General features: G+C 60.0%; 14 protein-coding genes. 8 read left to right on the forward strand and 6 right to left on the reverse strand.

What is annotated here, in order from left to right:
• Positions 1-52: 52 nt before the first annotated feature.
• The 3 genes from PHF15_RS13755 to PHF15_RS13765 are packed head-to-tail and all read left to right on the forward strand — an operon-like array spanning position 53 to position 2,980.
• Entirely contained in the window at positions 53-1,048 is a 996-nt protein-coding gene (locus PHF15_RS13755; RefSeq protein WP_300121875.1) for a TRAP transporter substrate-binding protein, read from the forward strand.
• Positions 1,049-1,100: 52 nt separating this feature from the next.
• Positions 1,101-1,700 (forward strand): TRAP transporter small permease, encoded by a 600-nt coding sequence (locus tag PHF15_RS13760; RefSeq protein ID WP_300121877.1) that lies wholly within the window; start codon positions 1,101-1,103, stop codon positions 1,698-1,700.
• Positions 1,697-2,980 carry a TRAP transporter large permease subunit gene (locus tag PHF15_RS13765; protein ID WP_300121879.1) on the forward strand — a complete coding sequence of 428 codons (1,284 nt, stop codon included), beginning with the start codon at positions 1,697-1,699 and terminating at the stop codon, positions 2,978-2,980. Before PHF15_RS13760 ends, PHF15_RS13765 begins: the two co-directional genes overlap by 4 nt.
• Positions 2,981-3,042: 62 nt before the next feature.
• Here the strand turns inward: PHF15_RS13765 and PHF15_RS13770 are convergent, their stop codons facing one another.
• A complete protein-coding gene (locus PHF15_RS13770; RefSeq protein WP_300121880.1) occupies positions 3,043-3,684 on the reverse strand; it encodes an MBL fold metallo-hydrolase in 642 nt (213 codons plus the stop codon).
• A 94-nt stretch (positions 3,685-3,778) separates the two neighbouring features.
• Here PHF15_RS13770 and PHF15_RS13775 point away from each other — a divergent pair, with 94 nt between their 5' ends.
• Complete coding sequence (locus PHF15_RS13775) at positions 3,779-4,201, forward strand: hotdog fold thioesterase (RefSeq protein ID WP_300121881.1); 423 nt, start codon at positions 3,779-3,781, stop codon at positions 4,199-4,201.
• 4 nt (positions 4,202-4,205) lie between these two features.
• On the opposite strand, the gene PHF15_RS13780 is transcribed toward PHF15_RS13775, so the two are convergent.
• The 4 genes from PHF15_RS13780 to PHF15_RS13795 form a co-directional block, all read right to left on the reverse strand.
• Positions 4,206-5,687 carry a M20 family metallopeptidase gene (locus PHF15_RS13780; protein ID WP_300121883.1) on the reverse strand — a complete coding sequence of 494 codons (1,482 nt, stop codon included), beginning with the start codon at positions 5,685-5,687 and terminating at the stop codon, positions 4,206-4,208.
• Between the two features lie 34 nt (positions 5,688-5,721).
• Positions 5,722-6,549 carry a 2-oxo-tetronate isomerase gene (gene otnI, locus PHF15_RS13785; protein ID WP_300121885.1) on the reverse strand — a complete coding sequence of 276 codons (828 nt, stop codon included), beginning with the start codon at positions 6,547-6,549 and terminating at the stop codon, positions 5,722-5,724.
• Between the two features lie 48 nt (positions 6,550-6,597).
• The gene (locus PHF15_RS13790; protein ID WP_300121887.1) at positions 6,598-7,719 is read right to left on the reverse strand and encodes an alkene reductase; all 1,122 of its coding nucleotides are present in this window, start codon (positions 7,717-7,719) and stop codon (positions 6,598-6,600) included.
• Between the two features lie 107 nt (positions 7,720-7,826).
• Positions 7,827-8,525, reverse strand: coding sequence for a nucleotide-binding protein (locus PHF15_RS13795; protein ID WP_300121888.1), 699 nt, complete (start codon positions 8,523-8,525; stop codon positions 7,827-7,829).
• A 161-nt stretch (positions 8,526-8,686) separates the two neighbouring features.
• Between PHF15_RS13795 and PHF15_RS13800 the strand changes: the two genes are divergently transcribed.
• Genes PHF15_RS13800 through PHF15_RS13815 form a run of 4 tightly spaced genes read left to right on the forward strand, consistent with a single transcriptional unit; the run spans position 8,687 to position 12,696 of the window.
• The gene (locus tag PHF15_RS13800; RefSeq protein WP_300121889.1) at positions 8,687-8,986 is read left to right on the forward strand and encodes a DUF3144 domain-containing protein; all 300 of its coding nucleotides are present in this window, start codon (positions 8,687-8,689) and stop codon (positions 8,984-8,986) included.
• A 52-nt stretch (positions 8,987-9,038) separates the two neighbouring features.
• Positions 9,039-9,917 (forward strand): PhnD/SsuA/transferrin family substrate-binding protein, encoded by an 879-nt coding sequence (locus tag PHF15_RS13805; protein ID WP_300121891.1) that lies wholly within the window; start codon positions 9,039-9,041, stop codon positions 9,915-9,917.
• Positions 9,917-11,371, forward strand: coding sequence for a HAMP domain-containing sensor histidine kinase (locus PHF15_RS13810; protein WP_300121892.1), 1,455 nt, complete (start codon positions 9,917-9,919; stop codon positions 11,369-11,371). The genes PHF15_RS13805 and PHF15_RS13810 overlap by 1 nt, the downstream gene beginning before the upstream one ends.
• A complete protein-coding gene (locus PHF15_RS13815) occupies positions 11,368-12,696 on the forward strand; it encodes a sigma-54 dependent transcriptional regulator (RefSeq protein WP_300121893.1) in 1,329 nt (442 codons plus the stop codon). Before PHF15_RS13810 ends, PHF15_RS13815 begins: the two co-directional genes overlap by 4 nt.
• Positions 12,697-12,725: 29 nt before the next feature.
• On the opposite strand, the gene PHF15_RS13820 is transcribed toward PHF15_RS13815, so the two are convergent.
• Positions 12,726-13,952 carry an ATP-binding protein gene (locus PHF15_RS13820; protein WP_300121894.1) on the reverse strand — a complete coding sequence of 409 codons (1,227 nt, stop codon included), beginning with the start codon at positions 13,950-13,952 and terminating at the stop codon, positions 12,726-12,728.
• Positions 13,953-14,402 lie beyond the last annotated feature (450 nt).

The raw sequence follows: 14,402 nt of genomic DNA on the forward strand, positions 1-14,402 counted from the left end.
AAGTTAACCTTCGCTCGCTTCGTATTTATTGATTCAACAACTGGAGACATTCATGAAATTGAAAACCATCCTGGCCGCTGCTTTGCTGGCCGTCGGTTTAAGCGCCAGCGCCCAGACCATCATCAAGTTCAGCCACGTGGTGGCGGCTGACACCCCAAAGGGCAAGGCAGCTGTGTACTTTGCAGAAAAAGCTGCCGAGCTGACCAAGGGCAAGGTCAAAGTCGAGGTGTATGCCAACAGCGCCTTGTACAAAGACAAGGAAGAAATGGAAGCCCTGCAAATCGGCTCGGTGCAAATGCTGGCGCCTTCACTGGCCAAATTCGGCCCCTTGGGCGTGAAGGAATTTGAAGCCTTTGACTTCCCCTTCATGTTTGATGACACAGCCGACCTGCACAAGGTCACTCAAGGCCCGGTCGGCGCCGCCATGCTGACCAAGCTGGAGCCCCGTGGCATCAAGGGTCTGGCCTACTGGGACAACGGTTTCAAGGCTTTTTCTGCCAACACGGCGCTAAAGACTCCAGCGGACTACAAGGGCAAGAAGTTCCGCATCCAGTCGTCCAAGGTTCTCGAAGAGCAAATCCGTTCGGTCGGTGGAATTCCGCAAGTGATGGCTTTCTCGGAGGTTTACCAAGCGCTGCAAACCGGTGTGGTCGATGGCACCGAGAATCCGATTTCGAACTTCTACACCCAAAAAATGCATGAGGTGCAGAAGCACCTTACGCTGACCAACCACGGCTATCTGGGTTATGCGGTCATTGTCAACAAGAAATTCTGGGACGGCCTGCCCGCTGACGTACGTGGCCAACTGGAAGATGCCATGAAAAAGGCCACGATCTATGCCAATCAAATTGCGCAGGACGAAAACGACAAATCGCTTGATGGTGTCAAAAAGAGTGGCAAAACCACCGTGTATGCGCCAACCAAAGAGGAACGCATGGTGCTGAAAAAAGCCATGGCAACGGTTCACATCAAGATGGCTGACCGCGTGGGCAAAGAAACATTGAAAGATTTTTACAAAGCCACTGGTTTTGACCCCACTGCACTTTAAGCAGGGTTAACGGCCTACACCGCATTGAAGACGCTACGTCGGAGTTCAAATCATGAAATTTCTTGATCACCTGGAAGAGTGGCTGGTCACCTTTCTGATGGGCGGCGCGACGCTGATCATCTTTGTGGCGGTGGTACACCGCTATGCCGCCGGGTGGGCCATACCCGGCGTGCAGGACTGGCTGCTGTCGCTCAGCATGAGCTGGGCCCAGGAGCTCACCATCATCATGTTTGTCTGGATGTGCAAGTTCGGCGCGGCCTACGGCGTGCGCACCGGTATTCACGTCGGCGTTGATGTTCTGATCAACCGGCTGGATGACAAGATGCGCGCCAAGTTCGTTATTTTCGGTCTGGCCGCGGGTGCCTTGTTCACGGGTATCGTGGCGGTGCTGGCTTCGACCTTTGTCTGGGACAACGGGGCGCACCATTACTGGCTCAATCTCCTGGGCATGTCGGTTGAAGGCATTCCCGAAGGACCCACCACGCCAGACCTGGAGTGGCCCACCTGGATGGTCTACAGCGCCGTGCCGCTGGGCACCAGCCTGATGTGTTTCCGGTTCTTGCAGGTGATGGTGACCTTCATCAAAACCGGCGAGCTGCCGCACCATGACCATGGTCATGTGGATGGTCTTGAAGAAGAGGTGGCCAAATGAATGCCGCCATCATCTTCATTTTGCTGCTGGTGCTCATGCTCACCGGCATGCCGATCTCGATTTCGCTGGGCCTGACGGTTCTGGCATTTTTGTTTGGTTTCACCGAGGTGCCTCTTGAGTCTGTGGCCCTCAAGCTATTTACCGGGATTGAAAAGTTCGAAATAATGGCGATTCCGTTCTTCATTCTGGCAGGCAACTTCCTGACTCATGGCGGTGTGGCAAGACGCATGATCAACTTTGCCGCCAGCATGGTCGGCCACTGGTATGGTGGCCTCGGCCTGGCGGGGGTCGTGGCCTGCGCCCTGTTTGCCGCGGTGTCAGGCTCATCACCCGCGACGGTCGTGGCCATTGGCTCGATCTTGCTGCCTGCCATGGTCAAGGCTGGTTTTCCGAAGAGCTTTGGTGCCGGCGTGATCACCACCTCGGGCGCCCTGGGCATCTTGATTCCGCCATCCATCGTGATGGTGATGTACTCGGTGGCCACCAACACCTCGGTCGGCGCCCTGTTCATGGCCGGCGTGGTGCCCGGTATTGCACTGGCCTGCGTGCTGGGTGGCGTCACCTGGTATCGCGCCCACAAGTACAACTACCCGCGCCTGCCCAAGGCGAGCTGGACTGAGCGTCTCAGAACCTTCAAGGCCTCGGCCTGGGGCCTGCTGCTGATCGTGATTGTGATGGGCGGCATCTACAGCGGCATGTTCACGCCAACCGAGGCTGCGGCCATGAGTGCGGTCTATGCCTTCTTTGTCGCTGTATTTGTCTACAAGGACATGGGTCTCAAAGACGTGCCCAAGGTGCTGCTCAACTCGGCCAACATGGCGGCCATGCTGCTGTACATCATTACCAACGCCGTGCTTTTCTCGTTCATCATGACCAACGAAAACATTCCGCAGGCACTGGCCGACTGGATGCTGGGCAATGGCCTGGGCATGATCAGCTTCCTGCTGGCAGTCAACGTGATGCTGCTGCTGGCGGGCAACTTCATGGAGCCGTCGAGCATCGTGCTGATCTTTGCGCCCATCCTGTTCCCGGTGGCAATGAAACTGGGCATCGACCCGGTGCACTTCGGCATCATCATGGTGGTCAACATGGAAGTCGGCATGTGCCACCCACCGGTGGGCCTGAACCTGTATGTGGCCTCGGGTATCACCAAGATGGGGATCACCGAACTCACGGTGGCGGTGTGGCCGTGGTTGCTGGCCATGCTGTGCTTCCTGATGGTGGTGACCTACTACCCGCCCTTGTCCACCTGGTTCCCGCGCATGCTGGGCATGATGTAGCGTTTGCAAATTAGCCCCCCACAAAAAGCCCGACTCTGACCGGGCTTTTTTTCGCACTTCATTTACCTGGGATCCGCCACATAGGGGTTGCTGCGCCGCTCCCGCCCGAACGTGCTCTCGGGGCCATGGCCGGGAATAAACACCGTGTCGTCACCCATCGGCCACAGGCGCTGTTTGATGCTGGCGATCAGCGTGTCCTGGTCGCCTTGCGGAAAATCGGTTCGTCCGATCGAGCCGGCAAACAGCACATCGCCGACAAAGGCACGCTTGGCTTCACGTGAGTAAAACACCACATGACCCGGCGTGTGACCCGGGCAATGCCGCACCACCAGCTTGCAGTCGCCAACCGTGACGGTATCGCCGTCCTTGAGCCAGCGTGTTGGTGTGAACGCTTTGGCCGGTGGAAACCCAAACATTTTGCTTTGCCCGGGCAGGTCGTCGATCCAGAACTGGTCGGCCGGATGCGGGCCGATGATGGGCAAAGCCAGCCGCTCGGCCAGCTCACCGGCAGCCCCGGCGTGGTCGATGTGTGCATGGGTCAGCCAGATCTGCGTCAACGACAGTCCGAGCCGCTCCACTTCTTCGAGTAACAGGTCCAGGTCGCCACCGGGGTCGATGACTGCCGCTTGAAGCGTCTGGTCGCACCAGACCAGGGAACAGTTCTGCGCAAAATCGGTAACGGGGAGCGTGAGGTAGCGAAACATGGAATTTGAACGGTTGACAGAAATTGCGATTGTGCAGGATCGGTTCAGGCGCTGGCTATAGTGCAGGCCTGTTTGGTATTTTTTGGAGTTGTGTATGCGCGTGTGGCAACAGCCTATTTCTGTGGCCGAACTGACCCGTACCAGCCTGGACACGGCGGTCAGTCATTTGGGCATCGAGTTTCTGGCAGTGGGCGACGACTTCATCCGCGCCCGGGTGCCGGTGGATGCGCGCACCCGGCAACCCTTCGGCCTGCTACACGGTGGTGTCAGCGTGGTGCTGGCCGAAACGTTGGGCTCGGTGGCCGCCAACTATGCCTGCGCACCGGGTCACAAGGCCGTGGGCCTCGACATCAACGCCAACCACTTGCGCGGTGTCACCAGCGGCTGGGTCACAGGCACCACCCGCGCTGTGCACATTGGCCGAACGACACAGGTTTGGCAGATCGACATGGTCAATGACGCCGGCGAACCCACCTGCGTGTCACGCATCACCATGGCGGTGCTGGCGCCGCGCTGAGGCGTTACGCCAGCGCAGCCGCCGCAATCACCTGCGCCACGGCAGCGGTGAGCTTCTTGGCATAGGGCACATGCAGGAATTCATTCGGACCGTGGGCGTTGCTCTTGGGGCCGAGCACGCCGCAGACCATCATCTGCGCCTTGGGAAAGCCGGTGGACAGCATGTTCATGAGCGGAATGGTGCCGCCCTGGCCGATGTAGCCGCAGGGCGCGCCGAAGTAGTCTTGTGAGGCGCGCTGCAGCGCCTGCTCGAACCAGGGCGCGGTGCTGGGCGCGTTCCAGCCGGTGGCGCCGGCGCCGCCCTCGAACGTCACCTTGGCCTGGTAGGGCGCGTTGTCTTCCAGCAGGGTCTTGAGCTCGGCCACGGCGCTGGCCGCGTCGATCAGCGGCGGCAGGCGCAGACTGAGTTTGAAGGCGGTGTAAGGGCGCAGCACATTGCCGGCGTTCTTGAGTTCGGGCAGGCCGTCGGCACCGGTCACGCTCAAGGTGGGTGTCCAGGTGCGCGCCAGCAAGGCCTGCAGCGGGTCGCTGGTGGTGGGCAACATGGTCTGGCTGCTGCCACCGCAGTCGGCATGCGCCCAGGGAAAGCGCTTGTACAGCGCCTCGCCCAGAATGGCCGCCGTGGCTTTGGCCTGGTTCAGGCGGTCAGCGGGCACTTCACAATGAAAGCTGGCGGGCAGCAGACGGCCGCTGCCGCTGTCTTCAAGGCGGTCCAGCAGGTGGCGCAGGATGCGAAAGCTCGACGGCACCAGGCCGCTGGCGTCGCCCGAGTGCACGCCCTCGGTCAGCACTTCGACCTTGAGCGTGCCGCTGGCCATGCCGCGCAGGCTGTTGGTCATCCACAGCTGGTCGTAGTTGCCGGCGCCCGAGTCCAGGCAGATCACCAGACCGACATCACCCAGGCGTTTGCGCAGCGTGTCGATGTAGGGCAGCAGGTCGTAGGAACCGCTTTCTTCGCAGGTTTCCACCAAGCCCACAATGCGCGGGTGCGCGATCTGCTGGGTTTTGAGCGCCTGGATGGCCGTGATGGCCGCGTAAATGGCGTAACCATCATCAGCACCGCCACGGCCATACAGCTTGCCGTCTTCGTATTTAGGTGACCATGGCCCCAGGTCAGAGCGCCAGCCGGTGAATTCGGGCTGTTTGTCAAGGTGGCCGTACATCAGCACGGTCTGATCAGACACCACCTGGTTGGTGTTGCCGGTGGAGGCCGCCACTTCAAAAAACAGCACTGGCGTGCGCCCGGGCAGGCGGACGATCTCCAGCGTCAGGCCCGCCACCTTTTGCGCCTGCACCCACTCAAAGGCGTTTTGCACCACGGTGTCGATCAGGCCATGCTGCGCCCAGTCGGCGTCGAACATGGGTGACTTGGCGGGAATGGCGATGTAATTGGTGAGTTGCTTGACCAGGTCGGTGTCCCAGGCCTGGCTGACCTGGGTCAGGGCCTGAGCAGTGTTCAACAGCGATGGGGCGATGCGTGCGTTCATTGAAGAGTCCTTGCGTGATGCGTCAAACGGATGCTCAGATCATGCCACGACTGAACCAGCCCAGACCCACCGACGTGCCACCCGGTTGTGTGCCGAGCTTGGGCCGGTATTCGCAGCCGACCCAGCCGGCGTAGCCCAACTCATCGATCAGTTTGAGCAGGTACGGGTAATTGAGCTCGCCATGGTCAGGCTCCTGGCGCTCGGGCACGCTGGCGATCTGGATATGGCCGACGCGCCCAAATGGCAGGTAGTGGCGCAGCTTGGTGGCCACATCGCCCTCCACAATCTGGCAGTGGTACAGGTCCATTTGCACCTGCAAATTCGGCGCGCCCACAGCCGCCAAAATCTGGTGCGCATGGTCTTGCCGGTTCAGGAAGTAGCCCGGCATGTCGCGCAGGTTGATCGGCTCAATCAGCAGCGTCACGCCCTGCTGTTCGGCCTGGGCGCAGGCCCGGCGTAACTTGCCGACCACTTCATCCAGCAAGCGCTCGCGCTCGACACCGGGCGGCACCAGGCCGGACATCACATGAATCCTGGGGCAGTGCAGGGCGGCCGCATAGTCCAGCGCCAGTGCGATGCCATGGCGAAATTCGTCATCTCGCCCTTCCAAACACAATAATCCACGTTCGCCCGCGTCCCAGGCGCCCACCACCGAAGCCACATCGGTGCCGCCCGGCGGCGCGTTGAACAGCACCTGCTGCAAACCGCTGCCCTTGAGCCGCGCCGCCAGTTCCTGCGCCGACCAAGCATAGGGAAACAAAAATTCCGCCGCCGTAAAACCGTCGCACGCAGCGGCCTCAAAGCGGTCCAGAAAAGGCAGCTCGGGGTATAGAAAGCTCAGGTTAGCGGCAAAGCGGGGCATGGCGTGTCACATACCGTCTTGCCAATTTTGTGTTGGCAAGTACGCGGTTCAGGCGTTTTTGAGCGCAGGGTAGTCGGTATAGCCCCTGGCGCCACCGCCGTACCAGGTGGTTTTGTCGCTCTCGACCAAAGGCTTGCCCTTGCGCAGACGCTCCACCAGATCGGGGTTGGCAATGAACGGGCGGCCAAATGCCACCAGATCGGCGCCTTCCGTAATGACTTTTTGCGCCAGCTCCTTGTCCAGCCCGTTGTTGACCATCCAGGCACCCTTGCCAGCAGCGGCGCGGTAGGCGCGGCGCAGGCCGGTGTAGTCGAATGGGCGATCGGGCAACTCGCGTGGGCCGCCGGTGGCACCTTCGATGACGTGCACATAGGCCAGCCCAAACGCGGCCAGCTGGCGAACCACGTAGTCGAACAGCGGCTGCGGGTCGGGGTCGAAGGCATCGTTGGCCGGGGTCACCGGCGACAGGCGAATGCCCACCTTGCCGGCGCCCACCGCACTGGTCACGGCCTGCACCACTTCCATCAAAAAACGGGCGCGGTTTTCGATGCTGCCACCAAAGTCATCGCGGCGCTGGTTGGAGCCGCTTTTGAGGAACTGGTCGAGCAGATAACCGTTGGCGGCGTGGATTTCGACGCCGTCAAAACCGGCGGTCTGCACCGCATTGCGCGCCGCCGCCACATAGGTGTGCACGATGTCGGGCAGTTCGTAGGCTTGCAGCGCGCGCGGCGCCGAGGTATCGACAAAAACCGGCGCTCCGTCCTTGAGCAGCACGGTCTTGGTCTTGGCGGTGATGGCCGACGGCGCCACCGGCTGGTCGCCGTGGGGCTGCAGGCTGGTGTGCGAGACACGGCCCACATGCCAGAGCTGGCACACAATCTTGCCGCCGGCGGCATGTACGCTGCGCGTCACGTCCTTCCAGGCTTCGACCTGCTCCTCGGCATACAAACCGGGCACGTCGGCGTAGCCCTGGCCCTGCTGGCTGATGGCGGTGGCCTCGGTGATGATGAGCCCGGCGCTGGCGCGCTGGGTGTAATACTGGGCCATGAGGGCGGTGGGCGTGGCATCGGGCGCGCGGTTGCGCGTCAGCGGGGCCATCACGATGCGATTGGCCAGCGCCAGGTCCCCGGCGTGTACGGGGTCGAACAGGGTGGCGGTACGGTGTAGCATAAAAGCTCCAGGTTAACTTTGGCTAAGGCCTGCAGTTTAAGGGCAGCGCGCATGCCAAAGCGTCACCGTCAGCGCAACAAGCTTGCGCCGAATGTGGCCAAGCACCGTTACTTTTGCAGTTTGGCTTCTTCGATCAGCACCTGGTAGGTGTAGCCGGAACCCAGGTTGACATTGGTGCGCAGAACCCCTTTAAGCTGCACCACATCGCCCACCTTGAAAAGCTCCTGGGACGTGGCCAGCACGTCGTTGGAATTGTTGGCGGCAGCGCCCGAGCCGTCACGCAGATGGACCCAGTTCTTGCCCATGATGGCCGGGGTGAACTTGACCACCTGGGCGCGCACCAGCACCGGCTTGTCTTTAAGCGAAGCGCTCTTGGTGATCAGTTCAGCCACCGTTTGCGCGCTGGCGCCAGTCGCCTTGGCCACCTTGATGTCAGCCGCAACGGCGGTCTTGGGCGCTGCTGCATGGGCCGAGGCGACCTGGGCGGCTTCTTCGGAAGCACTTAATTTAGGCTTGGCCAGGCTGCCGAAGAAGATTTTCGGGAAAGTTTTCTTGAGCGCCTTGCTCTCGAAATTGTCCATTTGTTCGGCGTCTTCCACCGTTACCGTGGCCCCTTTCTTGACCGGCGCCTTGCCAACGGCTGTCCAGACTTCGCCATTGGCGGTTTTAAGAAGCAGGTAGGTATAGCTGTCCACATCTTTCGCTTCGAGAACCTCGCCTTTGATCACCACTGGAGTTGCCAGCGCATTGACGCTGTAGCCAAGGCTGGCACTCACTACCAACAGGGTCGCAAGAAACCGTTTCATATCAAAACCATCCATTCTGAAAAATAGGCTGCACGGGGCAGGCGGGCTAGCGACCCAAAAAATTCTTTCGAACTGCTGCCTTGAATTTTAGCTTTGCCTTGCAAGATAATTGCAGCCTGTGGTCAAGCCACCCTTTCAAACCCCATTTCCTGGAAAGCAACATGCCGAAAAATCCGGACCCGTCCTTTTACGACCGTGCCAACGCACATATCAACCTGTCCAACGACCAGCTCGAGCAGGACGTGCATGGCCAGGTGAGCGCCTCCATGATGTACGCCAGCGCCCGCTTCAGTACCTCCTTGACCGCCAGCGGTTACAAGAGCGGCACCGAAATGGCCGCGCAGCGCAACGCCAATATCGACTACTTTGTGCGTGAGTACCGGCTGGCGCTGGAAGAGCACATGGACGACTACATTAAAAATTTCGACCGCTACACGGCCATGTCCAAAAATATCGGCTGATTCTGATATAAATAACTTTGATTCAGGAAACCGCCTGCCAAAGATCGTGCCAATGAAGATGTCGTTTCGCCGCATAACGTGCCGCCTCCGGCGGCTACTGTGGCTGTGCGCGGCCGTCCTGTTCTTTTATACCCCCGCCGGGGCGGCGCCGGTCAATGAGTCGATCCGCATTGGCTTGCCAGACACCCTGCTGCACCAGCAGTACACGCTCATTGCAGAGTTGCGCCAGTACCTGACCAACAGGCTCAAACGCCAGGTCGATATTGTGATCCACCGAAAACCCGATGAAACCACGGTGCAGCTGGACACCGAAAAAGTGGATTTTGCCTGGGTCACCGACTACCCCAACGCGCATGTCAAGAACCGCATCCGCCTGCTGGCCTCCCCGCTGTACAAAGGGCAACCGTTCTTTACCTCTTACCTGATTGTTCCCAAATACAACCACGCCACCAGCTCCCTGTTGCAGCTCAAGGGCGCGGTGTTTGCTTTTACCGATGCCAGCCAAAACGGCAGCTATCTGGACGTGCGCTACCAATTGTTGATGGCCGGCGAAGATCCTGACCGATTTTTCAACAAAGTTTTATTCGCACGCTCACACCGCGAAGTTGTGAAAGCCGTGGCCTTGGGGCTGGCCCACGCCGGTGAAGTGGACAGCATGGTCTGGGATGCCCTGTCCGTGGCAACCCCTGGCCTGACCGCCCAAACCCGCATCGTCGCCAGATCACATGTCTATGCCGCTCCGCCGTGGGTCGCCAGTGCGCATGTCAGCCAGAACGACTTCAACGAGTTGCAGCGCGCACTGATCGGCATGGCGACCGATCCCAAGGGCAATGAGCTGCTCAAGCGCATCGGCATAGATGGCTTTGTTCCCGGCGATGAGAACGCCTTCGAGCGCATCAACAAAATGCGGCATGCCCTGGGCGGAGAATGATGCGCCTATTCGACCTGAGCCACCGCTGGAAATTTCCCATTTGGGGTAGTCTGCTGATCGTCATGAGCACGCTGGCGGTCACGGGTGCGTTCATGTTCAAGGTCTATGACGACTTGCGGCACGACCTGATCAACAACTCGTCGAGCCTGGGCAACACGCTAGTCACCAACATTTTTCAGCCGCTGATCGATGACGACATCTGGCAGGTTTTTGAAATCATCAGCGCACCGTTGGCCGTGACGCCCATCCCCGACCTGATGCTGCCCAAGAATATTCTGATCCTTGACAACGACCTCAAGGTTGTCGTCTCCACCACGCCCATGCTCATTCCCATGGGCACCCGGATCGACCAGCTCACACCCGAATACGGTATCTTGATCCAGCGCATTCTGAGCTCGTCAGTCAGCATGCAAAAGACCTATGACATGGAGGATGCGCAGAATATTTATATCGCCGCGCCCATTCTCAGCGAGGGATTCAGCCTGGGCACCCTGATCCTGGTCCATTCCAAAGACGTTTTGACGCCGCGCTTGTACCGCACTGCCGTTTACGGTGGCATGGTGGGCTTGCTGGTGCTGCTCATCCTGCTGCCGGTCAACTGGAGCTGGGGAAAACGCATGGCGCGCCCGCTGGTGCTGCTGACCGAACGCATGAAAAGGCTCAGGACTGGCGATGTCGATAATCTGGAAACCACCGTCTATCCGTACCATGACGAGGTGGGCCAACTGCTGGAGGCCTATCACAAAATTGTCGAGGAGCACAGCTCCAATGAGGCTCTTGAGCAGCAAATCATTCACTCGGAGCGGCTTGCCGCTGTCGGGCGACTGGCCGCCGGCGTGGCTCACGAAATCAACAACCCGCTGGGCGGAATGCTCACTGCCATCGACACCCTGAAGAACTACGGCGAAATGGATGCACGCACCGCCAAGACCATCGACCTGATCGCGCGTGGCCTGACCCAGATCAAGGAAACGGTGGGCGCCCTGCTGGTCGAGGCCCGCGTCAGGAGCCGCCATCTCGAACCCCAGGACTTCGAGGACATCCGCAACCTGGTGCTGCCCCAGGCGCGCAACAAAGAGCTGCTGCTCGACTGGCGTTCCAGCCTGGCCCGGCCGCTGCCGCTGCAGGCCAACCAGGTACGCCAGGTGCTGATCAATCTGCTGCTCAATGCCATCCATGCCGCCGAGCAAAAAGGCCTGGTGATTTGCGCCATCGAGGAAAAAGACCAGGTCTTGCGCATGCGCATCGAAAACGACGGCGCGCAACTCTCACCTGAGCAGTTGCTGCATCTGTTCGAACCCTTCTCGCCCATCAGCCAAACGGGGCACGGCCTCGGCCTGTGGATCACTTACCAGATCGTGCAACAGCTGGGCGGCAAAATTGCGGTGGAGCAAATCGACCATCGCGTCATATTTACCGTCACCCTGCCCTTTGAAGAAGCCAGCGCCGCATGACTGTCAATCGCATTTGCCTGATTGAAGACGACGAGATCATGGGCGAGGCGGTCTCCGACCGTTTTGGCCTGGAGGGCTTTGACTGCACCTGGTTCAAAACCGGCGAAGCCGCGCGCCAGTCGCTCCAGCAAGACCAGTACAGCGTCGTCATCAGCGACATCAAGCTGCCCGACATCGACGGTGAACAACTGTTCGAAGAACTCCGGGCCGCCGGCACCGAGCTACCGCCCTACATCTTCATGACCGGCTACGGCGCCATCGACCGCGCCGTGCGCCTGCTCAAGCTCGGCGCCCAGGACTACCTGACCAAGCCGGTCGATATCCGGGCGCTGATCGACATGGTGCACAACATCTTTGCCAAGGCTGGGCGCGGCAGCGAGCACGCCTCCGGCGAGCCCGGGCTGGGGTTGTCAAGTGCCATGCGCCACATCGAGTCGGTGTTGCCCAAGCTGGCATTCGACAACATCACCGTGCTCATCACGGGCGAATCCGGCGTTGGCAAGGAAGTGGTGGCGCGTGCCCTGCACAGGCTGCGCGACCCCGACTGGCGGTTGCCCTTTGTCACCGTCAATTGCGCCGCCATCACAGACACCCTGCTCGAAGCCGAAATGTTCGGCTACGTCAAGGGCGCCTACACCGGCGCCGTGCGCGACAAAAAAGGCTACTTCGAGCAGGCCAATGGCGGCACGCTGTTTCTCGACGAAATTGGCGAAATGCCCCTGTCCATGCAGGTCAAACTGCTGCGCGTCATTCAGGAGCGCAAGGTGATGCGGGTGGGCTCCGAGGCGCTCATCCCCATCGAAATCAACCTGGTCTGCGCCACCAACAAGGTGCTCAAGAAAATGGTCGAAGCGGGCGAGTTCCGCGAAGACCTGTACTACCGCATCAATGTGCTGGAGCTGCAGATTCCGCCACTGCGCGAGCGCAAGGAAGACATTCTTTGGCTGGCCAGCCAGATGCTCGATGCCGAAGCCAAGCAGCACGGCAGTCACCGCCGCGAGCTCAGCCCCGAAGCCGAGCAGTCCTTGCTGGACAACCCCTGGAAAGGCAACATCCGCGAGCTCAAAAGCTGCCTTGAGCGCGCTTGCATCCTGTCAAGCCAGGCGGTGTTGACGCCAGACATTCTGTTCGGCCACGGCGCGCAGGCCAAGCCAGAGGCCGCCACCTCGCTCACCGACTATCTGGGCAGCTACGAGCGCCACTACATCGAGCAAACACTCAAAGGCAAAGAGGGCCGCATCGCCGACTCTGCCGCCGCGCTGGGCATCAGCCGCAAGACACTCTGGGAAAAAATGAAGAAGCTGGGGATCAGCGAGGAAAAATAGCCCTTCCTCCTCGTTTGCGCAAACAGAAGTCAGCGCGCCAAAGCCCATGGCAACTGCGCGGGGTTGATCACGTCCACGCTGAACGCCTGGTCTGACTTGAGGGGCCAGCCCTGAGGCACCGGTGCCACCACGTAAGCATGGTCAACGCCAACGTCCTGGCAGGCCTGCCAAAAGCCACGGCTCACCTTCGGGGCGCTGGAGAACTTGATCTCAAAACCCAGCTTTTTACTGCCCAGCTCCACCACCACATCCAGCTCGGCGCCTGCTGCCGTGCGGTAAAAGCCCACGTCAGCCCCTTTGGGCAGCAGGGCGCAAATTTGCTCCACCATGAAACCCTCCCATGACGGGCCCGCCATGGGGTGCCCGATCAGGGCGTTGACATCGGGCACATTCAGCAGTGCGTGCAGCAAGCCGCTGTCGCGCACGTACACCTTGGGCGACTTCACCAGGCGCTTGCCAATGTTCACAAAATGCGGCTCCAGTCGGCGCAGCATCATGGTGTCCACCAAAGAATCGAGGTAGCGCGCCACCGTGGTGTGCGAGATGCCACCCAGCGACGCGGCCAAGTTGGAGGCATTGAACAGCGAGCCATGCAAATGCGCCGTCATGCGCCAAAACCGGTGCAGCGTTTGTGCGGGCACATTGACACCCAGCTCGCGGATGTCGCGGTTCAAGAACGTGGCAATGAAATCGGTGCGCCATGAAAAAGACAGCGCATCGGTGGGCGCCGTGTAGCTCACCGGAAAGCCACCGCGCAACCAGAGTTTTTGGAGTGTGGGCGCATCAAAGACAGCATCGGCACCCATTGCCACTACCTCGTCGACCTGCAAGGGCGTGAGTTCCAGGTAGCTGGCGCGCCCGGCCAGCGACTCCGAGCTTTGCTGTAGCAAGCGACCGGAGGCCGAGCCCAACAGCAAAAAACGCCCCGGTGTGCGTTGTGCATCAATTTCGGGGCGCAGTTGCGCAAAAACTTCTTGCACGTACTGCACTTCGTCGAGCACCAGCAATTTGTCGCGATGGGCCTGCAAAAAACCGCTGCCTTCGGTGAGTTTTTCGCGGTCGCCTGGCAATTGCAGATCAAGGCTGATGGTGTTGGGGTGCATGGCCGCAATTTGCCGTGCCAAGGTGGTCTTGCCAACCTGCCGGGGCCCAAGCAGCACGACGGCTGGTGAAAAGGCCAATTGCTCGGTTGCTGATTTGAGCAGTGCCCGAGGAAACTCCTGCGTTTCAATCGGATTGATGTCTTTTACTTTCATCCTAGCATTTTGTCTATTAAGCGATCAATATGCAAGGTACATTTATTTATGCCTGCATTAGGCTGTAGAAATCTTCTATCAGCAGCCGCGACCCGCCCGCACCAAGCCACAGCCCGATGCGAATCAACCGGCGCGCTGCACTCTTTCGCGCAACTCGCCCCCTTTGTAGCGCCGCACATGGCAGGCATGGGTATCAGCCTGGTACACCCGAAGGTCCAGATATCGGTAGTCATGGGACTGCCGCGTCGCTGCGCTCCTTGCAATGACGGTACGGTTTTCAGTGCGAGCGCAGCGTGGCAGACCAGGACTACATTGGCGCGCGTTTGCGGACTGAGCGCTTTGCATGGCCGGCAACCGTCCCCTGCGCTGCAACGTATGAGTCCAGCAAGCGGCGGATCATGCGCTGATACTGGGTTTGATGCTTGGATGCCTCTGACTTGAAAAACTCGA

It is taken from the genome of Rhodoferax sp. (assembly GCF_028689295.1).
GTDB lineage: Bacteria > Pseudomonadota > Gammaproteobacteria > Burkholderiales > Burkholderiaceae_C > Rhodoferax.